The sequence below is a fragment of the Xanthomonas sp. NCPPB 4467 genome (assembly GCF_041475665.2).
Lineage (GTDB): Bacteria > Pseudomonadota > Gammaproteobacteria > Xanthomonadales > Xanthomonadaceae > Xanthomonas > Xanthomonas dyei.
On record NZ_CM191260.1, the window covers coordinates 345369 to 366187 of the forward strand.

Consider the following 20819-nt stretch of genomic DNA (forward strand, 5'->3'; position numbering starts at 1 on the left):
ACGGGAAGCAGGCGTTCGCGCGCGCGTCCACGCCGCTGCCGATACAATCGCGGGCTAATGGCCAGCGACCCGATCCAGATCACCCCCAGCCTGACGATTCCGCCCAGCGAACTCGTCGAACGCTTCGTGCGCGCCAGCGGCGCGGGCGGGCAGAACGTCAACAAGGTGTCCACCGCGGTGGAACTGCGTTTCGACGTGGCCGGCTCGCCCTCGCTGCCCGAGCCGTTGCGCGCGCGGCTGCTGTCGCGCCGCGACCGCCGCATGACCGCCGAGGGCGTGCTGGTGATCGACGCGCAGCGCTTTCGCACCCAGGACCGCAACCGCGACGATGCGCGCGAGCGGCTGGCCGAGATCATCAGTGCATGCCTGTCGGTGCCCAAGCGGCGGGTCGCCACCAAACCGAGTCACGGTGCCAAGCTGCGGCGGCTGGATGCCAAGCGTGAGCGCAGCCATATCAAGCGTGGACGCTCTGCGTCCCACTGGGAGTAAGCGTGAGTCAAGCCGACCCGTCGTTGCCGCCGGTCACACAGGCCAACATCCTGCTGCAGTCAACCCCGCCCAGAATGCCGCGTGCGCACGGTCGCTTCGGCCGCTGGCTGGGCCGTACCGCCCTGCGCCTGACCGGCTGGCGGCTGCTCGGGCGGCTGCCCGACGAGCCCAAGTTGGTAATGATCGTGGCGCCTCACTCGTCCAACTGGGATGGCTTTGTGGGCTTTGCCGCCAAGTTCGCGCTCGGCTTCGATGTGCGTGTGCTGGGCAAGGCGCAGCTGTTCTGGTGGCCGCTGGGGCCGCTGCTGCGCAAGCTGGGCGCCATTCCGCTGGATCGCAGCTCGCCGCAGGGCACCATCGGCCAGGCGGTGCGGTTGATCCGCAACTCCGAACAGATGTGGTACGTGATCACCCCCGAAGGCACGCGCAAGCGTGTGGAGCAGTGGAAGGCCGGTTTCTGGAAGATCGCTTCCGATGCCAAGGTGCCGATCCTGCCGGTGTATTTCGACTACCCCAGCAAGACCGTGGGCATCGGCGAACCGTTCTGGACCGGCACCGACATGGCCGCCGACATCGCCGCCATCCGCACCTGGTACCGGCCATGGCGCGGTAAGCATCGCGATACGTTGTAGCTAGGCGACCGCGTGCCTTGAACATGCATGGTGAGCCTAACGATGCGCTGCGCCGCGCTGTTTAGGCATGCTGCGGCTCGCATCGGTGGATCGGACTTAGGCGTCATTGGAGGAGTGCCTGAATGACCGCGACACAGGAGCAGCTGTTCGCCTTCGCGCTCTACGAGATTCGCTGCCTGCTGGCTGGGCACCTCGGAAGCCAGAACGAGTCGCCTCTTTCCATCCGTGCCGCTGCGCACCTGGCGTACGCGATGCACAACGAGGCCGAGACAGTGCTGCGCGGCGGCGTATTCGATCCTGACAGCGTTGTCGTCAGACTTGGGGTGGTGGATAAGATGCTCGGAACAGACTTCCAGCGTCGTCTTGCCGAAGCAACGCGCGATGATGCCTGACACCATCACGCCGGATGTTGGCGACGCTTAGCTGATGCGGGCAGTAGATCAGTACCCGGCATGGCGACCCACTGGCGCGGATGTAGCCGAGGTCGTGCATTGCCTGCGGCGAACCTGCCGTCTTCGCCGCTTGCCCAACACCGCCGGTCACTCCATCAACTTGCAGTGAGGAAACACCATGATCGCTTCGTCCGCCCGCGCGCTATGCCTCTCACTACTGCTCTGTACCGGCCCGGCGCTGGCCGCCACGCCGATGCTGGTGATCCATGGGGGTGCGGGCGTGGAAAAATCCAGTCTTTCGCCCGACGAACAAGCGCAGGCACGTGAGGCGATGCAACGCGCGCTGCGTGCCGGCCATGCGGTGTTGACGCGCGGCGGCAGCGCGGTGGATGCGGTGGCCGCCACCATCACCGTGCTGGAGGACGCGCCGCAGTTCAACGCCGGGCGCGGTGCGGTGTTCACTCACGACGGCAAGAACGAGTTGGATGCGGCGATCATGGATGGCGCCAGCGGCAAGGCCGGCGCGATTGCCGGCGTGCACACGGTCAAGAACCCGATTCTGCTGGCGCGCAGCGTCATGGACCGCTCCAAGCACGTGATGCTGGTCGGCGACGGTGCCGAGCAGTTTGCGCGCGAGCAGGGCGTCACCTTGGTCGAGCCCAGCTATTTCCGTACCGACAAGCGTTGGCAACAGCTGCAAAAAGCGCTCAAGGCCGAAAGCGGCGACCGCCAGGCCCAGGCCGCGCTCGACCTGGAAACCGCCAAGCACTTCGGCACCGTCGGCGCGCTCGCGGTGGATCGCGACGGCCATCTGGCTGCCGGCACGTCCACCGGCGGCATGACCAACAAGCGCTACGGCCGCGTCGGCGATGCGCCCATCATCGGCGCCGGCACCTATGCCAATGCGCAGTGCGCGGTGTCCGGCACTGGCTGGGGCGAGTTCTATATCCGTGCGGTGGCGGCCTACGACATCTGTGCGCGCATGAAATACGCCGGTCAATCGCTGCAACAGGCGGCCGAGGCGGTCATCGATCAGCAGATTCCCAAGGCCGGCGGCGATGGCGGTGCCATCGCGCTGGATGCGCAAGGCAACATCGCCTTCCCGTTCAATACCGAAGGCATGTACCGCGGCTGGATCGGCGTCGACGGCAGCCCGCATGTGGCCATCTTCAAGGACGAGACGCTCTGACGGACGGGGTCGGCCGGGTCCCGGACCCGCTAACCGTTTCGACTGAGCGCTGCCTCGCGATCGAACACAGAAAAGCCGTAAACCCAATGCTGCACCGTGTCGCTCACACCGGCCAGGTGCGCCGAGCCTGCGGCTGCGCGCTTGCCTGCACCATCCCCAAACCGCTGCATCCACCCAATCCAACGGCACATGCCAGCATCACGCAAACCCGCTAGCGTGATCGGCTGCCGCACCCACTCAGGAATCACACGCCATGTCGCGTACCGTCGTTCTGGCCGCCGCCATCACCCTGGCATTGGCCGCATGTTCTGGAAAAGAGCCATCCGGTAAGGAGCCCACCACCGTGCCCGAAAAGACCACCATGCCGGCCGCCGACGCGGCGCCGAATCCGTTGTTGAGCGCGAGCACCCTGCCGTTCCAGGCGCCGCCGTTCGACAAGATCAAGGACAGCGATTACCTCCCCGCGTTCGAAGAAGGCATGCGCCTGCATCTGGCCGACGTGCGCAAGATCGCCGACAACACCGAAGCGCCCACCTTCGACAACACCATTGAAGCGATGGAGCGCAGCGGCGAAACGCTGACGCGCGTGTCGCGCATCTTCTTCGGGCTGGTGCAGGCCGATACCAGCGACGCACGCCAGAAAATCCAGGAAGAGATCGCGCCCAAGCTGGCCGCGCACAAGGACGAGATCAACCTCGACCCGAAGCTGTTCGCGCGCGTCAAAACCCTGTACGACCAGCGCGACACGCTGAACCTGGAGCCGGAACAAAAGCGTCTGGTCGAGCACGATTACGAAGACCTGGTGCGCGCCGGCGCGCAGCTCTCCGATGCCGACAAGGACAGCCTGCGCAAGCTCAACGTGGAAGAAACCACGCTGTCCACCCAGTTCCATACGCGCCTGGTTGCAGCCTCCGCTGCCGGTGCAGTGGTGGTGGATGACAAGGCCAAACTCGACGGCCTGAGCGAAGGCGACATTGCCGCCGCCGCCGATGCCGCCAAGGCACGCAAGCTCGATGGCAAGTATCTTCTGACCTTGCAGAACACCACCCAGCAGCCGGTACTGGCGTCGTTGAAGGATCGCGCGCTGCGCGCCGAGGTGTTGAAGGCTTCCGAAACCCGCGCAGAAAAGGGCGATGCCAACGATACCCGTCAGACCATCCAGCGTCTGGCGCAGCTGCGTGCGCAAAAAGCCAAGTTGCTCGGCTTCGACAATTACGCCGCCTATAGCCTGGGCGACCAGATGGCCAAGACTCCGGAGGCGGCGCTGAAACTGCTGACCGACACCGTGCCGGCGGCCACCGCCAAGGCGCGCCGCGAAGTGGGCGAGATGCAGAAGGTCATCGACGCGCAACGTGCCGATGCAAAGAGCGGCGATTTCAAGCTTGCCGCCTCCGATTGGGACTTTTACGCCGAGCAGGTGCGCAAGGCCAAGTACGATCTGGACGAATCGCAGATCAAGCCGTATTTCGAACTGGATAATGTGCTGCAGAATGGCGTTTTCTACGCGGCCACGCAGCTGTACGGCATCACCTTCAAGCAGCGCACCGACATCCCGACCTACCACGCCGACATGAAGGTGTACGAAGTCTTCGATGCCGACGGCACCTCGATGGCGCTGTTCTACACCGACTACTTCAAGCGCGACAGCAAGTCCGGTGGCGCGTGGATGGACGTGTTCGTCGAACAGGATGGCCTCACCGGCACCAAGCCGGTGGTCTACAACGTCTGCAACTTCACCAAGCCCGCTGCCGGCCAGCCGGCGTTGCTGAGCTTCGACGATGTCACCACGCTGTTCCATGAGTTCGGCCACGCGCTGCACGGCATGTTCTCCAAGGTGAAATACCCCTCGATCGCAGGCACCAGTACCTCGCGCGATTTTGTCGAGTTCCCGTCGCAGTTCAACGAGCACTGGGCCTCGGATCCGAAGGTCTTCGCCAACTACGCCAAGCACTACCAGACCGGCGCGGCGATGCCGGCCGAACTGGTGGAAAAGATCAAGAAGGCCAAGACCTTCAACAGCGGCTACGCCACTACCGAATATCTGTCGGCGGCACTGCTGGATCTGGCCTGGCACACCCAGCCGGCGGATGCGCCGTTGCAGGACGTGAGCAAATTCGAAGCCGATGCGCTCAAGCGCTTCAAGGTGGACCTGGCCGAAGTGCCGCCGCGTTACCGCAGCAGCTATTTCGATCACATCTGGGGCGGCGGCTATTCGGCCGGTTACTACGCCTATTTCTGGTCGGAAGTGCTCGACGACGACGCCTTCGAATGGTTCAAGGAAAACGGCGGCCTGAGCCGCAAGAACGGCGACACCTTCCGCGCCAAGATCCTCTCGCGCGGCAACACGGTCGATCTGGCCACGTTGTACCGCGACTTCCGCGGCAAGGACCCAAGCGTCAAGGCGCTGTTGGAAAATCGCGGTTTGACCGAGTGACCGGCAATCTTTAATCGGTGAACGAAACGGGATGGCAGTGCCATCCCGTTTCGTTTTTGCGGCCGCTGATTCCGTTCCCGCCGGATCTCATGCAGGCATCGCCCAGATACTCGGCGACCGCTAACGCGCGGTAGCGCAGCTGTGGCGCTCTCTTCATTCAGGGCCCGATGCCGGACGTCGAGGCATCGGTCCTGTGTCCGGTTACATGTTCTGCAGGATCAAGACACCATGCGACGTTCACTTGTTCTGGCTGCTGCGGTCACCTTCGCGCTGGCCGCATGTTCGGAAAAGAATTCCCCGCGCAGCCCCTCCGCCGTTGCAGGGACCTCGACAGCAGCCAACATACCTGCGGATCTTGCGTCCAATCCGCTGCTTGTGCCCAGCACGCTGCCATTTCATGCGCCGCCATTCGACAAGATTCGGGACAGCGATTATCTGCCGGCCTTTGAAGAAGGCATTCGTCAGGCCCGGGACGAGGTGCACACCATTACCGACAACCCGGCGCCACCCACCTTTGAGAACACGGTTGAGGCGCTGGAGCGCAGCGGCGCAACGCTCGGCTACGTCTCCAACATCTTCTTCGGCATTTCGACTGCCGATACCAACGATGCGCGGCAGAAAATCGAAGAGGACATCGGCCCCAAGCTGGCCGCACTTGTCGATGAGATCGCACTGGATGCAACGCTGTTTGCGCGTTTCAAAGCCATTTACGACAAGCGCGATACGCTCGCACTGACGCCGGAACAGCGTCGCCTGCTCGAGCGCAGCTACGACAGCTTCATCAAGGCCGGCGCGCAACTGTCCGATGCCGACAAAGCCACCTTGCGCAAACTCAATCTGGAAGAGACCAACCTCACCACGCAGTACCACAAGAAATTGACGGCTGCGGCGTTGGCGGCTGCGGTGGTCGTCGACGATAAGGCAAGGCTCGATGGCATGAGCGAGGGCGATATCGCCGCCGCCGCCGCTGCCGCCAAGGCGCGCAAGCTTGATGGCAAGTATCTGCTCAGTCTGCAAAGCACCACCCAGCAACCGATGCTGGCCTCGCTCAAGGATCGCGCATTGCGTGCGCAGATCTTGCAGGCCTCGGAACACCGTGCCGAGCAGGGCGATGCCAATGACACCCGCGACACCATCAAGCGCTTGCTGCAGGTGCGTGCGGACCATGCCAAGCTGCTTGGTTACGACAGCTATGCGGCCTACAGTCTGCGCAACCAGATGGCCGCAACGCCGCAGGCGGCACTGAAACTGCTGACCGACACCGTACCTGCTGCCACCGCCCAGGCACGCCGCGAAGCGGCACAGATCCAGGCCTTGATCGATGCGCAGCATGGCGGCTTCAAGCTGGCTGCATCGGATTGGGATTTTTACGCCGAGCAGGTGCGCAAGGCCAAATACGATCTGGATGCATCGCAGATCAAGCCGTACTTTGCTCTGGACACCGTCCTCACTGATGGCGTCTTCTACGCGGCCACGCAGCTGTATGGGATCACCTTCAAGCAGCGCACCGACATCCCCACCTATCACCCCGACGTGAAGGTCTATGAGGTCTTCGACGTAGACGGCACCTCACTGGCGTTGTTCTATACGGACTACTTTCAGCGGGAGAGCAAGTCCGGTGGTTCGTGGGCGGGCTCCCTGGTCCAGCGTAACGGGTCCACTGGCACCAAGTCGGTGGTCTACAACGTGTGCAACTTCACCAAGCCGGCCAACGGGGAGCCCGCGCTGCTGAGCATGGAAGAAGTCACCGCCATGTTCCACGAGTTCGGGCATGCCCTGCACTACATGTTGTCGACGGTGAAGTATCCCTCGTTGGACAGCGCCTATACGCCACGGGATTTTGCCGAATTCCCCTCGCAGTTCAATGAGCACTGGGCGACCGATCCAGCGGTTTTCGCGCACTACGCAAGGCACTACAAGACCGGCGCGAGGATGCCTGAGGCACTGGTCAAGAAGCTGAAGGAGGCAAAGACCTTCAACAGCGGCTATCTGATGACCGAATCGCTCTCGGCGCAGATCGTGGACCTTGCCTTGCATGGTCAACCGGCGACGGCGCCATTGCAGGACGTGGATGCATTGCAGGCCGACACACTGAAACGCTTCAAGGTGGACCTGCCCGAGGTTCCGCCCCGCTATGGCGCCAGTTATTTCGACCATATCTGGAGCCGTGGGTATGCGGCAAGTTACTACGCATACTTTTGGTCGGAGGTCATCGACGATGACGCGTTCGACTGGATCAGCGAGAACGGCGGTTTGACCCGGAAGAACGGGGATCTGTTCCGCGCCAGAATTCTCGCGCCTGGCAATTCGGTGGATGTGACCAAGCTGTATCGCGATTTTCGTGGCAGGGATCCCAGCGTCAAGGCGCTGCTGAAAGACCGGGGGTTGACGGAGTGAGGCAACCGCGCGCATGAGGCGCGCGGATGATTGCAATCATCGAAACCGGATGGCCTTGCGGCCATCCTTTATCGTTGCATTGCTCGGTTGGCATCATGCCGGTCGCGGCGCCTGATCGTCTCCGATCTGCACGATCACCTCGTGCGACTGCGATGCTGACGCCACGCCCGGACGCAGCTGTTCCACCGCCTGTGGCAGGGTCAGCGACGGCGCGTCCGGCGCTGCCGAGGACGTGGCACCGAGGGTGAGCTCCTTGGCCCGACCCAGCAACTGCTCCACATCGTTGTTCTGCAGAAGCGTGTTGATCGTTCGACTCGCCTTGGTCGCGCGACGCTGGGACAGCGCTTCGTTGGCTCCCCCCATCACGCCACGCAAGACTTGCTGCTTGAATCCGATGTCGGTGTCGCCTTCGCGGCGATTGTTCTTGACGGTGATGGCAATGTGCTGATTCAGCGCGCCGACCGTCGCCATGGCTCCCGACAGGGCGGAGATCGCCAACGTCTGCGCGGTCGGCACGTTGCGCGTTCCGCCCTGCGCTGCCGAGGTGGCCTTGCCCATCACCGAGGACACCGCACTGCCCAGTACGCCTAGGTGGAACATCTGGCCAATGCGTTGTGCGGTCTGTGCGGAGAACTCGCGCGAGGTGTACTTCTTGGCGATATCTTTGATCAGTTGATACGACACCACCGACTTTTCTGCGCCGAGCAGTAATGCCGCAGCGGCACCGTTGGGGTCAATGTGGTCCAATTTGCCGTCACTTAATGCTTTTATGTCCTGACTCAGCAGGTTCAGGGCCTTCGCAGGGCCGGCGCCGTGGCCCGACTCCAGATCCAGGTCGTCGGCATCTGCCGCACCCTGCGGCAAGGGCGATGCGGCCACTTCCGCCCTAAGCGCTTTCTCCATCTCCTCCAGTGCGTTGGTGACGCGTTTCACCAGGGCCTGCGTGGGGGATTGGATCAGTTTGCGGAGCTTGCTCTGATCGATCTCATCTGCCGCGATCGGCTCGCCAACTGCAAGTTTCGACTTACCTGTCTCGGTGACTATATCGGCGTACAACAGATTGAGCTTGTTGTTGTAATCCTGTTTTGCCTGTTCGTCGAAGCCGGCGGCGACATGCTGCGCAGCCGTCATCATCATGGCGCAGACGGTCTGCGCTGTCGGCGACAGCGCCCGCATTGCACCGGTCTTGCTGAGCAGGCCCAGCGTGCCCGCAAATGGCGAACGCAGGATGCGTGGGACGGCCTGCCAGCGATTGCCCATCCATTGCCGCTCGTGCGCGCCCTGGGTCATGACGAAGTCGTGCTGCGCTTGATGCAGGCGCTTTTCGGCTTGCAGTAATTGGTGGGCAGCAGTGGTGAGCTCGGCGCTTGGCGCTGCCGCGGGGTTCTGGTCTGCGGCGTTCTTGAGTTCGCGGAACCCGTCGCAGCACCCGCTAAATTCCGTGATGTGACGTTCCAACGCCTTCGCAAGGTCGGGCAGCCAATGCTTGTCGTTGATCTGATTCTTGTCCGGCACGATGACGTGACCGCCATGCTCGCGGATCGAGTCGCACAGGCTGACCACCGCCGACTGCTGGAACGCATTCATCGGCGCGCCGATCGCTGCCGTCGCAACGCCGAATCCCGCGCCTGCCCACGGCTGACGGGTCGCGTAGTTGATCCAGGGCGAGGCGATGTACTGCATGGCATTGTTGATAAAACTGCCGGTGGGGTTAAGCATGCCGGACAGCAGTGCACTGCGTCGCAAGCTTGAAACCTCGCCTTCGCTCAATCCCTGCGCCTTGTACCAATCTATCGCCTCTGTTTCGCCGATGCGGCTCAACAGATCTGCCTGCGTTGCCGCGCGTTCCTTCTCGTCAGCGCTGCCCTGCAATTTCATCGGCCTGATCTTGTTGATAAGGTCGGCGGCCAGTTGCGGATCTACCGTGCGCAGTTTGTCAGCAGCCAGTTTCTGCTTGAGTCGCGTCAGCCGCTCCTTGTTAGGGCTCCATGACACTGCAGGCTGCGACACCTGCAGATCGACCGCATCCAGATGGCTGGCCGTCTGAGGCGTCAGTGCCGTGGCGCTTTCGGTCTGTTTGCCGCGCTTGCTCGGGCGACGCGATAGCCCGGTCAATGCGTCATCGGGTGGTGCATCGGAATGGCTGGGTGAGGCGTTCGGCGACGCCTCCTCTTCTATCTCGTGGATAGTCGGGCTTGAGCTCGACGCACTGCGATTGAGTTGGCTGGCGGATGCGGCAGTCTTCATTAGGTAGCTCCTGGAGCTGTATGAAGTGGCGTCGTCGATCAATGTCTGGTGAGAGAAGAACGCGATCGCCACGCAGTCCGGCACTGTGTGCAGTGTCGACGGACGGCGCGGTGGCGATCAGTACAAGGGAACATCGAGTTCAAGCACGCGACGCAGCCGTTGGCGAGAGAAAAGATCCAACCGCATGCCCCATTGCGCATGGATTGAATCAGCGTGGGCGCAGCATCTCTGCTGGACAGCAGAACCGATGTCGCCGTACCCGAAGCGGCCCCGTGGGTTGCCTGTACCGAGGTCGTGCGCGCTGCTCGCCGATCGCCGGGCGGGTGAGGTCGTCACACAGCAAGGGTGTCGCGCGCATCCGCGTGCGCGCCCCCAACACGATGGCACGCGGCGGCATGCCTTCAGAGCGGCTGACAACACTGCTGCGCAGCCGCCAGGCGGGCGCGGCAGGTGATCGGTGCGGCATGTACCACGCGTACACTCGGTTGTGAGTGCGCTGTCCACACCCACCTGACGGCTGCTCGCTCTGTTTTGTTAGCCGCTCTAAGCCAGTTACGGCGACGCCACCCATGCGTTCGGCGCCGTGACTGCCGTGTCCCGCCACCAGCGCACCTGATTTCCAGGCGCAGTCAACGCCACACGCTCGCCCATGCACGGCGTGGCCAAAGCGACGTTGGCGCTATCGGCCAGGGCGACGATCCGGTCCAGCGGTTCCTGCCACGCGTGCATGGCCAGATCGAAGGTGCCGTTGTGGATCGGCAGCAAGGTGCGGCCGCCGACATCGATAAACGCCTGCAGGCTCTGCTCCGGTTGCATGTGCACGTCCGGCCACATCTGGTCGTAGGCGCCGTTTTCGATCAGCGCTACATCGAACGGACCCAGACGTTGGCCGATCGTCTTGAAGTGCGGGCCATAGCCGCCGTCGCCGCTGAAGAACACCCGCAGATCGGCGTCCTGGATCGCCCACGAGCACCACAGCGTGCGGTCGCGGTCGAACAGGCCGCGGCCGGAAAAGTGCCGCGACGGGGTGGCGGTGAGGGTGAGGCCAGCCACGTCCACCGATTGCCACCAATCCAACTGCCGCACCTTGCCCGGGTCCACGCCCCAGCGCACCAGCAGATCGCCCACGCCCAGTGGCGCGACGAATACGCCGACGCGGTCGGCCAGGGCGCGGATGGTGGCGCGGTCCAGGTGGTCGTAATGGTTGTGCGACAGCAGGACGCCGGCCAGGGGCGGCAGCTCGTCCAGCGCGATCGGCGGCGCATGGAAGCGTTTGGGCCCTGCAAACGCGAACGGCGAGGCGCGCTTGGAGAACACCGGGTCGGTCAGCCACAGGCCGCCCCGCAGTTTCATCAGCACCGTGGAATGACCCAGCCGGAACAGGCTGCGGTCAGGGGCGTCGCGCAGCTGCGCCGCACTCAATGGCAGCACCGGCAGCGCCTGCGACGGCACCGTGTTCGCGGGCTTGTTGAACAGCACCTCCCACAACAGGCGCAACCCACCCAACACGCCGGGCTGACTCAAGTTGGTGGGCAGTGCGTTGCGAAACCGGCCGTGACGGAACTGCGGCGAGGCGGCATGCGAAGCGGTAGGTGGCAGGTGGCGGAACTGGGTGAGCACGACGCTATCCATCGTTGTGGGCAGGGCGAACCGGCTGCGCCGGCGCTGTAGTTACACTGCACAGTGTAGTTTTATCTTGGGGAATGTAAACTGGACGGTGTAACATTGCGCCATGCTCAGTTCATCCGACGCGCCGCCGGTGCAGCAGCGGCTGACCGACCGCAAGCGCCACGCCATTCTCGAAGCGGCCATCGCCGAGTTCCGCCAGCACGGTTTCGATGCCACCAGCATGGACCGCGTGGCCGCCACGGCGGGCGTGTCCAAGCGCACCGTCTACAACCATTTCCCCAGCAAGGACGCATTGTTCGGTGAGATCCTGCGCCGGTTGTGGCAACGCAGTGCCGAGGCGGTGAGTCTGCCCTATCGCCCCGACCAATCATTGCGCGTGCAGTTGACGCAATTGCTGCAGCAAAAACTGCGGCTGCTCGACGATGCGGCTTTTATCGATCTGTCGCGCGTGGCGATTGCCGAAGGCATCCACTCGCCCGAACGCGCCCGTGCGCTGCTGGCGCAGCTGGGTAGCAAGGAAGAGGGCACCACCACCTGGCTGCGCGCCGCGCTGGCCGATGGTCGCCTGGCCGAGGTCGATCCGGACTTCGCCTCGCAACAGCTGCAGGCGCTGGTGAAGGGGTTCGCATTCTGGCCGCAGTTGGCGATGGGCCAACCGCCGCTGTCGCCTGCCCAGCAGGCGCAGGTGGCCGCCTCGGCGGTGGAGATGTTTCTGGGGCTTTACGGGCGCGAGTAAGCGCTGTGGCAGCACGGCGTAGCGTTCATCGGGCGGCGTGGGCGGTGCCTGCAATCGGCACTGCTGCCCGCACACGGCAGTTCATTCGCGCTGTCCGCGCGCATCTGACCAACGCGCTCTAGTTGTTGACCTTCAGCTGGGCCTGTGGCCACGGGCAGGCGTTGTTGTCACGCTACTGGGCAGTATCTCAGCGTCCGGCACGGTGCGAAGGCGACGGTGCGCAGGGGGCCGCTAAAGCAGTTATCGCTAGCAACATCGCTCGCTGCGAGAGCGATGTTGCTAGCGCTCCGAATCGCCGCTCTCGTCATATCCGCGCGGCGTAAACAGATCCGGCTGGATCAATTCGATAAAGGCGCGTGCCTGCGGCGACAGATACTTGCCCTTGCGCACCACCACGCCATAGCTGCGGGTGGGGAAATATTCCTTGAGCGAGCGTGTTGCCAGCTTGTCGCGATCGGCCTCGGTCACGCAGATCGCGGTGACGATGGAAATGCCCATGCCCATCGCCACGTACTGCTTGATCACTTCCCAGCCGCCCACTTCCAGCGCAACCGTGTACGGCACGCGCGCCTGCTGAAAAATCAGATCGACCAGGCGATAGGTCACCTGCCGACGTGGTGGCAGGATCAGCGGATAGGGCGAGAGATCCTGCAGCGACACCGTGGCCTTGTGCGCCAGCGGGTGATCGGGTGGGGTGATCAACAACTGTTCGAAGCGATACACCGGCGCGTAGTTGAGGTCGGCCGGCACGTCCAGCATCGAGCCGACCGCCAGGTCCACCGCATCCTCGCGCAACAGGTCGGTGCCGTCGGCGCTGATCGCGTTGTGCAGGGTCAGCCGCACGTCCGGATGGCGCGCGCGAAAGTTCGCCACGATGCGCGGCAGCAGATACAGGATGGTGGAGCTGTTGGCGGCGATGTTGAGCTCGCCGGCATCCAGCCCGCGCACCTTCTCGCGAAAGCTCGCTTCCAGGCCGTCCAGGCTTTCCACCAGCGGCAGTGCCATGTCGTAGAGCAACTGGCCCTCGCGGCTGGGCGCCAGGCGTCGCCCGGAGCGCTCGAACAAGGCCACCCCCAGGTCGCGCTCCAGCGCCTGCAATTGCAGCGTCACCGCCGGCTGGCTGACGTATAGCGCCTCAGCAGCCCGTGAGACCGAGCCCAGACGGACCGTCTGACAGAACGCCCGCAGCGGCTTGAGGCGATCGGATTTGTAGGAAAATCGAGGGGTTGGCGCCACGTCGAGCAGGCTTCCAGCATGAGTATAAGTCCAGCTTATTTACAGCATTGATAAAACTGCTTTGTCAAATAGTTGGTGGGGGCGCACGGTGCAGGTCCGGATGCACAAGGACCTCCACATGTCTGCCACCGCTTTCGCTTCACGTCCCACCGCCCACGCCACGCCCGGTCTGTCGCTGACCACCCAGGTCGCAGGGCAGGCGGAGCTGCTGCCGCCGGCCGCGCTGGCGCTGCTGGTGTCGCTGCATCGGGCGATCGAGCCCGGCCGCCAGCAGCGGCTGGCCCAGCGACGTGCCCGCCAGGCCGCCTTCGACGCCGGCCAGCTGCCGGACTTCCGTGCCGACACCCGCGCCATCCGCGAGGGCGACTGGCGGGTGGCTGCGTTGCCGGCCGCCTTGCAGGACCGTCGTGTCGAGATCACCGGCCCGACCGATCCGAAGATGGTGATCAACGCACTGAACTCCGGCGCCAAGGTGTTCATGGCCGACTTCGAGGATTCCACCGCGCCGACCTGGCGCAACCTGCTGGCCGGCCAGCGCACCCTGGCCGCCGCCGTGCGCGGCGATCTCAGCTTCGATGCGCCCACTGGCAAGCACTACGCGCTGCGTCCGGAAGCCGAGCGTGCGGTGCTGATCGTCCGCCCGCGCGGCTGGCACCTGGACGAAAAACACGTCCACATCGATGGCCAGCCGCTGGGCGGCGGCCTGTTCGATGCGGCACTGTTCGCCTTTCATAACGGCCGCGCACTGCTGGCCAAGGACCGCGGCCCGTACCTGTATCTGCCCAAGTTGCAGAGCATGGAAGAGGCCGCGCTGTGGGACACCGCGCTGGCGCATATCGAAGCGATGCTGGGTCTGCCGCATGGCCAGATCAAGGTCACCGTACTGATCGAAACGCTGCCGGCGGTGTTCGAGATGGACGAGATTTTGCACGCGCTGCGCGAGCGCATCGTCGGGCTCAATTGCGGGCGCTGGGACTACATCTTTTCGTATCTCAAGACCTTTCGCGCGCACCGCGACCGCGTGTTGCCGGAGCGTGGCCAAGTCACCATGACCCAGCCGTTTTTGAAGGCGTATTCGGAACTGCTGATCAAGACCTGCCACCGCCGCGGCGCGCATGCGATGGGCGGGATGGCCGCACAGATTCCGATCAACCACGACGAGGCCGCCAACGAGCAGGCCATGGCCCGCGTGCGCGCCGACAAGCTGCGCGAGGTCACCGCCGGCCACGATGGCACCTGGGTGGCGCATCCGGCCTTGATTCCGGTGGCGATGAAACTGTTCGACGAACACATGCCCACCGCGCATCAGCAGCATGTGTTGCGCAACGATGTGCAGGTAACGCGCGACATGTTGATCGCACCGTCCGCCGGCAGCGTTACCCGCGCCGGCTTCGAAGGCAATGTCGAAGTCTGCGTGCGGTATCTGGCCGCCTGGCTGGACGGCAACGGTTGCGTGCCGATCCACAACCTGATGGAAGACGCCGCCACCGCCGAAATCAGCCGCGCGCAGCTGTGGCAGTGGCTGCATCACGGCCAGCATCTGGACGACGGCACCGCCATCGATCAACAGCTGCTGCAGGCAACCTTGCGCGCATTGCCGGCACGCTTGGGCACAACCACGGCGCTCCCCGGCGCAGCGCGAATCGATGAAGCCATTGCATTGCTGGAAGAACTCAGCCGCGCCGATGAACTGGCGGACTTTCTTACCGTGCCGGCGTACCAGCTGATCGATTAATCACCGCGTTGCAGCGACACCTCGCACGGGTCGCTGCACGCCTCACCTCCACGCAGCACACCGCCCGTTGCGCGCATGCGCAACGACGGCCTCGCCATGCCGCATGCCGTGTCATGCACGGCCTTGTTTCCTCGTTCCATCCGTCGTCCCTCTTCAGGAGAACGCAAGATGAGCACCGCACTGCAAAGCGCCGAACAACTGCAGCAGGACTGGACCAGCAACCCGCGCTGGGCCGGCATCACCCGCAACTACACCGCCGCCGATGTGGTGCGCCTGCGCGGCACCGTGCATGTCGAGCACTCGCTGGCGCGCCTGGGCGCGGACAAGTTATGGACCTCGTTGCACGCCACTCCGTTCGTCAACGCCCTGGGCGCATTGACCGGCAACCAGGCGATGCAGCAGGTCAAGGCCGGCTTGAAGGCGATCTATCTGAGCGGCTGGCAGGTGGCAGCCGATGCCAACCTGGCCGGGCAGATGTATCCGGATCAGTCGTTGTACCCGGCCGATTCGGTGCCTGCGGTGGTCAAGCGCATCAACAACACCTTGCTGCGCGCCGATCAACTGCATCATGCCGAAGGCAACGACGCCATCGACTTCCTGCAGCCCATCGTGGCCGATGCAGAAGCCGGTTTTGGCGGCGTGCTCAATGCGTTCGAACTGATGAAGGCGATGATCGAAGCTGGCGCTGCCGGCGTGCATTTCGAAGATCAGCTGGCATCGGTCAAGAAGTGCGGCCACATGGGTGGCAAGGTACTGGTGCCCACGCGCGAAGCCATCGAAAAATTGAACGCCGCGCGCCTGGCCGCCGATGTCCTGGGTGTGCCGACGCTGCTGATTGCGCGCACCGACGCCGAAGCGGCCGATCTGATCACCAGCGACGTGGATGCCAACGATCAGCCATTCACCACCGGCGAGCGCACGGTCGAAGGTTTCTTCAAGACCCGCAACGGGCTGGATCAAGCCATCAGCCGCGGGCTGGCGTACGCACCGTATGCGGATCTGATCTGGTGCGAAACCGGCAAGCCGGATCTGGAATTCGCGCGTGCATTTGCACAGGCCATCCATGCCAAGTTTCCAGGCAAGTTGCTGGCCTATAACTGCTCGCCCAGCTTCAACTGGAAGAAGAATCTCGACGATGCCACCATTGCCACATTCCAGACCGAGCTGGCGAGCTATGGCTACAAATTCCAGTTCATCACCCTGGCCGGTTTCCACGCGCTCAACTACGGCATGTTCCATCTGGCGCACGGCTATGCGCGCCGCCAGATGAGCGCCTTCGTCGAATTGCAGCAAGCCGAATTCGAGGCGGCGGAAATGGGCTTCACCGCGGTCAAGCATCAACGCGAAGTGGGCACCGGCTACTTCGATGCGGTGACGCAGGCGATCCAGCAGGGGCAGTCGTCCACCACCGCGCTGCGCGGCTCTACCGAAGAAGAACAGTTTCACGGCGAGAAGGCGGCCTAGCCTGCAGCGGGCTGCCCACGTTTCGCCACCCCGGGAGGGGGAGAGGGCTCGGGAAACCGGGCCCTTTTTTTCGCGGCAAGACCCGACATTTCGTCTCTTTATCCATGAGAAACAGTGTGACCTGGTACTGAACAAGGGGGTCCTGTAGGATTTATCCATGGGCTAATGTTGCAGGCCGGCCTAAGGAAACAGGATGACTTGCCACAACACCGCAGGCGCAGTCGAGCCAACGGGAAGCGTTGCCAAGACGCTCTCGGACGGGCTGCATGCGTTGATGACCGCTGACGAACTGGCGTTTTTCGCCCGTTTTGGCCGTGCCCGTGCGCTTGCCGCCGGCCAGGCGCTGTTCGAGCGCGGTGCGATCGGCACGCAGATGTTCATCGTGGTCAGCGGCCAGATCGACCTGGATTTCGGCGAGGATCTGATGCTCAAGCATCTGGGCCCGGGCGAATTTTTTGGCGAACTCGGGCTGCTGATCGGCGATCACGCGCGCAGTGCCGGTGCCAGCGCATCCATGGACAGCCGCCTGATCGAACTGGCGCACGACGATTTTCAGCGCCTGGTCGACCACGATCCTTCGATGGTGGCGCATTTTCTGCGCCGCTCCATCGTGCGTGTGGTCAACAACGAGCAGTTGCTGATCCGCCAGCTGCGCCGTCGCAACCACGATCTGGAAGCGGCGCTGGACAATCTCTACGTCACCTCGCATCAACTCAACCACACCGAAGAACTCAGCCGTACCGACGAGCTGACCGGGTTGCACAACCGGCGCGGTCTGACGCTGTACCTGCAGGAATGCCGACGTGCCGGCAACGTGCCGGGCGTTGGCCTGATCCTGATCGACTGCGACCGCTTCAAGCGCATCAACGACGAGTTCGGTCATCTTGCCGGCGACCGCGTGTTGCAGAACGTGGCGCATGCGTTGCGTTCGGTCATCGCCGAAGGTGACCTTGCCTGCCGTCTCGGCGGTGACGAATTCTGCGTGCTGGTCGCACAAGGCACCCCGGAACTGGTGCACCACATCGGCGAGTGCATCGTGCGCGCGGTGGAGGCCCGCCTGTGCAACGGCCAGAGCGAGCAGGGCTGCTCGGTCAGTGTTGGTCTGTGCATGATCGATGCCGATGCCGCGTGGAACGATTGGTACACGCTCGCCGACAGCGCGCTGTACGAAGCCAAGCGCCAGGGCGGCAATGTGTTAGCGATGCATGAAGCGCTCGCCCCGCCGCCCTCTGCCGCCCCGCCTGCACCGGAGCATCGCTGAGGCATGAGCGCCCGCACCCACGCACGCAAGGACGCGTCGTCGGAAGCGATGCAGGCGCCCCGTCTGCGGACCCTGTTGCTCACCGACCTGTGCGATTCGACCGCACTGGTCGAACGCATCGGCGACAACGCCGCCGCCGCGCTGTTTCGCGAACACGACCGCTTGGTGGTCAAGCTGCAGCAGCAGTGGCGCGGCCGCCTGATCGACCGCTCCGACGGTTTGCTGCTGTTGTTCGACCGCCCGATCGACGGGCTGGGGTTTGCACTGGATTACGCGCGCGGGCTCAAGACGATGAGCGATGCCCATGCGCTCACCCTGTGTGCGCGCCAAGGCCTGCACGTCGGCGAAGTGCTGACCTGGCGCAACAGCGACGAGGCGGTGAGCATCGGCGCCAAACCGCTGGAAGTCGAAGGCCTGGCCAAACCGACGGCCGCACGCCTCATGTCGATGGCACGGCCCGGGCAGATCCTGATCTCGGCCGTGGCCGAATCGTTGACCCACCGCGCCGCGCGCGAACTGGGCGACCGGGTCGAGCGCATCCTGTGGAAATCCCACGGCCGCTGGCGCTTCAAAGGCGTGCCCACGCCGATGGAAATCTACGAAGTCGGCGAAGTCGGCCTGACCCCGCTGCGCACCCCGAAAAACTCGGCCAAGGCGTGGCGCGATGTGCCGTTGTGGCGTCGGCCGGCGGCGTTACTGGCGGAGTCGCTGCTGATTGCCGTTGCCTGTCTTTCGTTATGGTTCTTCACCCGTTCCGAACCAGCGATCGCGTTCGCGGAACGCGGCTGGGTCGTCATGGGAGATCTGCGAAATCTCACCGGCAATACGCTGCTCGATAATTCTCTGGAGCAAGCGCTGCGCATCAGCCTGGAGCAGTCGCGGTACGTGAATGTGCTGAGCGACATGAAAGTGCGTGACACCGTCAAGCGTATGAAACGGAATCCCGATCGGGTCGTTGTCGATCGTGCAATCGCCTCGGAGGTTGCCCTGCGCGACGGTGCTTCTGTCGTGTTGCTCCCGACCGTGGCAGAAATCGGTGGCAAGCTGCGTTTCAGCGTCGAGTTGGTGGATCCGCGGACTCAGACGACGGTCTATTCGGAATTCGTCCAGGGCGATGGTTTGCCGTCCGCGCTGTCTTCGGTGGATCAGATCACTCGCAATTTGCGTCGTGGATTAGGCGAGGTGGTGGCCTCGATCGACAAGCATTCGGCGCCACTTCCCTCCGTTACCACAGCGAGCCTGGATGCGCTGCGTGCCTACGCCCTGGGCGTGGATGCCACTGTGAAAGGCCAATGGCGAGAAGGTCTGGAGTTGTTCGAACGCGCTGTGCGCATCGATCCGGAATTTGCGCTCGCCTATCTGGGGGCGGCGCGGATCAAGGTGGCGATCTCCGACCGCAGCGGTGCGCTTCCCTATCTTGAGAAAGCCGTTCAATTCCGCCAGCGTCTACCAGAGCGCGACCAGCTTTATCTGGACGCTTGGTCCGCCGAATTGCTTGCGCCCGACAAGGCGCTACCGCTCTGGAGAACCTTGGCCTCGCTGTATCCGGATAACTTCGCCGGAACTGCCAATGCATCCTGGCATCTATTCGTGGCCAATCGTTTTGCCGATGCCTTGCCCTATGCACAGGCAGCCGATGTCGCACAGGACCCACTACGCTCGATTGCTACCGATCGGGTAGGGCGCATTATGCTTGCGCAAGAAAATCCCCAGGCCGCCTTGCAGTTTTTTGCAAGGTCCGGCGATGCCGATCGTGCGGGTCCGTTACGACGGCAAGCGAATGCGCTCGCGGTGTTGAACCGTTATGCCGAAGCGCAGCAGGCGCTCGACAGGATCGTGCCAAATGGCTACACCAACGACGATGTCGTGCCGTTGATCGACCGTACCAGTATCGCGATCGATCGCGCCGATTGGACTGCCATGCATGCTGCGATCGCCCAGGGTCTTGAGCGCAGCAAGCAGGGCGATGACTTCAACCTTCGTCAGTTCGCCGTCATTGCAGCAACGACGCAAGCGTTGAGCGATCCTTCCAGATCGACGGCAGCGATGTTGCAGCCAGTGTTGGACCGGTTGATTTCATCGCTTGCGCCCGACGGCGCGGCGATTGCAAACCTGCAAGATAGTGCTGCGATGATCTTGATCATCGCCAGCCAGGCGCAGCGCAATGGAGACGACAGCCTGACTGTGCGGGCACTGAAGGCAATTGCGCCAGCGCTCAAGCACGAAACGCCTGTGCTCGCGGATCTGCGAGCCATTGTCGAAGCCCAGCACCTAGCGTTGTCGGGGGATCGCGCGGCGGCGGTGGCGCGCCTATCACCCAACAACGGCGACCTGTTTCAAAAGCGGGTCGCGCTGTACCACCTGCTGAGCGGTGCTGGGCGGCATGCTGAAGCGATCGAGCAAGCACGCTGGCTATCTCTTCATAGAGGGCGCGCCTATATCGAGGCAAATGCATCTCAGACACTGCAGCCGCTAAACGTCGCAGATACACGTCTTGCCCAGCTTTGGGTGGCCGAATCGTTATACGCATTGGGGCGCAGCAACGAGGCGCGCGAGCACGCGCAAACGTTTGTTCGCGCGTGGCCTCTTTCGCGCCTGCCCGCTTATCTGCGTAGCAGGGTAGAGCGGATACTGTCAGAGTCTAAGGCGAAAACCACGGTGTGATTGGTTTTCTCGGTCAGATAGCTCTGTAACTCTGTGCGCGCCAATGCAATGTCTTCCTTCGAAGCAAGCTGATTGGTGGTCATGCAGTAATAAGCGTCTCCAGCAGCGGGCACGGCGTTGTCGGCACTTGCTCCAGCTGCACCAATCTGGGCGAGCGCCTGTGCCGGATTGCACTGAAAACAATCGCGGAAATCGTCATCGGTAGACAATAGCTCCAGAAGTCTGTCGGCAGTCGATGCATCAAACGAGGGGTGGGCATTGTCGGCTGAAACGGTCATGGTCTGTCTTGTCTGCGAAGTGAGGGAATGTGATGT

At 63.3% G+C, this 20819-nt stretch carries 15 protein-coding genes and 1 other RNA gene; 12 read left to right on the plus strand and 4 right to left on the minus strand.

The genetic code is table 11. The annotated features are described in order from the left end of the window. Positions 1 to 57: 57 nt before the first annotated feature. From arfB to ACCQ06_RS01430, 6 genes are all read left to right on the plus strand, one after another. Positions 58 to 489 (plus strand): alternative ribosome rescue aminoacyl-tRNA hydrolase ArfB, encoded by a 432-nt coding sequence (gene arfB / locus ACCQ06_RS01405; protein ID WP_011257289.1) that lies wholly within the window; start codon positions 58 to 60, stop codon positions 487 to 489. Between the two features lie 2 nt (positions 490 to 491). Then, positions 492 to 1121 carry a lysophosphatidylcholine acyltransferase gene (locus tag ACCQ06_RS01410; RefSeq protein ID WP_104617211.1) on the plus strand — a complete coding sequence of 210 codons (630 nt, stop codon included), beginning with the start codon at positions 492 to 494 and terminating at the stop codon, positions 1119 to 1121. Positions 1122 to 1243: 122 nt separating this feature from the next. After that, on the plus strand, positions 1244 to 1513 hold the full coding sequence (locus ACCQ06_RS01415) for a hypothetical protein (protein WP_115561431.1): 270 nt from the start codon (positions 1244 to 1246) through the stop codon (positions 1511 to 1513). 178 nt (positions 1514 to 1691) lie between these two features. Next, complete coding sequence (locus tag ACCQ06_RS01420) at positions 1692 to 2702, plus strand: isoaspartyl peptidase/L-asparaginase family protein (RefSeq protein WP_228324902.1); 1011 nt, start codon at positions 1692 to 1694, stop codon at positions 2700 to 2702. Positions 2703 to 2955: 253 nt separating this feature from the next. Further along, complete coding sequence (dcp, locus tag ACCQ06_RS01425) at positions 2956 to 5136, plus strand: peptidyl-dipeptidase Dcp (RefSeq protein WP_228324903.1); 2181 nt, start codon at positions 2956 to 2958, stop codon at positions 5134 to 5136. Between the two features lie 228 nt (positions 5137 to 5364). Further along, positions 5365 to 7533: a M3 family metallopeptidase gene (locus ACCQ06_RS01430; protein ID WP_316689934.1), complete on the plus strand. Its 2169-nt coding sequence runs from the start codon at positions 5365 to 5367 to the stop codon at positions 7531 to 7533. Between the two features lie 93 nt (positions 7534 to 7626). On the opposite strand, the gene xopN is transcribed toward ACCQ06_RS01430, so the two are convergent. Continuing rightward, a complete protein-coding gene (gene xopN, locus ACCQ06_RS01435; RefSeq protein ID WP_228324932.1) occupies positions 7627 to 9780 on the minus strand; it encodes a type III secretion system effector XopN in 2154 nt (717 codons plus the stop codon). A gap of 464 nt (positions 9781 to 10244) precedes the next feature. Between xopN and ACCQ06_RS01440 the strand changes: the two genes are divergently transcribed. Then, positions 10245 to 10320, plus strand: a non-coding RNA gene (locus ACCQ06_RS01440) — sX9 sRNA. Positions 10321 to 10332: 12 nt separating this feature from the next. Here ACCQ06_RS01440 and ACCQ06_RS01445 read toward each other — a convergent pair. Beyond that, complete coding sequence (locus ACCQ06_RS01445; protein ID WP_104615313.1) at positions 10333 to 11412, minus strand: MBL fold metallo-hydrolase; 1080 nt, start codon at positions 11410 to 11412, stop codon at positions 10333 to 10335. A gap of 100 nt (positions 11413 to 11512) precedes the next feature. Between ACCQ06_RS01445 and ACCQ06_RS01450 the strand changes: the two genes are divergently transcribed. Beyond that, positions 11513 to 12145 (plus strand): TetR/AcrR family transcriptional regulator, encoded by a 633-nt coding sequence (locus ACCQ06_RS01450; RefSeq protein WP_228324905.1) that lies wholly within the window; start codon positions 11513 to 11515, stop codon positions 12143 to 12145. 279 nt (positions 12146 to 12424) lie between these two features. Here ACCQ06_RS01450 and ACCQ06_RS01455 read toward each other — a convergent pair whose 3' ends face one another. Beyond that, entirely contained in the window at positions 12425 to 13381 is a 957-nt protein-coding gene (locus ACCQ06_RS01455) for a LysR family transcriptional regulator (protein ID WP_228324906.1), read from the minus strand. A 118-nt stretch (positions 13382 to 13499) separates the two neighbouring features. Between ACCQ06_RS01455 and aceB the strand changes: the two genes are divergently transcribed. The 4 genes from aceB (at position 13500) to ACCQ06_RS01475 (ending at position 20505) form a co-directional block, all read left to right on the plus strand. Further along, positions 13500 to 15116, plus strand: coding sequence for a malate synthase A (gene aceB / locus ACCQ06_RS01460; RefSeq protein WP_228324907.1), 1617 nt, complete (start codon positions 13500 to 13502; stop codon positions 15114 to 15116). 168 nt (positions 15117 to 15284) lie between these two features. Further along, positions 15285 to 16580 carry an isocitrate lyase gene (gene aceA / locus ACCQ06_RS01465; protein WP_228324908.1) on the plus strand — a complete coding sequence of 432 codons (1296 nt, stop codon included), beginning with the start codon at positions 15285 to 15287 and terminating at the stop codon, positions 16578 to 16580. Positions 16581 to 16773: 193 nt separating this feature from the next. After that, positions 16774 to 17841 (plus strand): GGDEF domain-containing protein, encoded by a 1068-nt coding sequence (locus ACCQ06_RS01470; protein ID WP_316689935.1) that lies wholly within the window; start codon positions 16774 to 16776, stop codon positions 17839 to 17841. Between the two features lie 3 nt (positions 17842 to 17844). After that, complete coding sequence (locus ACCQ06_RS01475; protein WP_316689936.1) at positions 17845 to 20505, plus strand: putative peptide modification system cyclase; 2661 nt, start codon at positions 17845 to 17847, stop codon at positions 20503 to 20505. On the opposite strand, the gene ACCQ06_RS01480 is transcribed toward ACCQ06_RS01475, so the two are convergent. Continuing rightward, positions 20445 to 20783, minus strand: coding sequence for an NHLP-related RiPP peptide (locus ACCQ06_RS01480; RefSeq protein WP_104615300.1), 339 nt, complete (start codon positions 20781 to 20783; stop codon positions 20445 to 20447). The two genes, ACCQ06_RS01475 and ACCQ06_RS01480, sit on opposite strands and share 61 nt — an antisense overlap. Between the last annotated feature and the right edge of the window lie 36 nt (positions 20784 to 20819).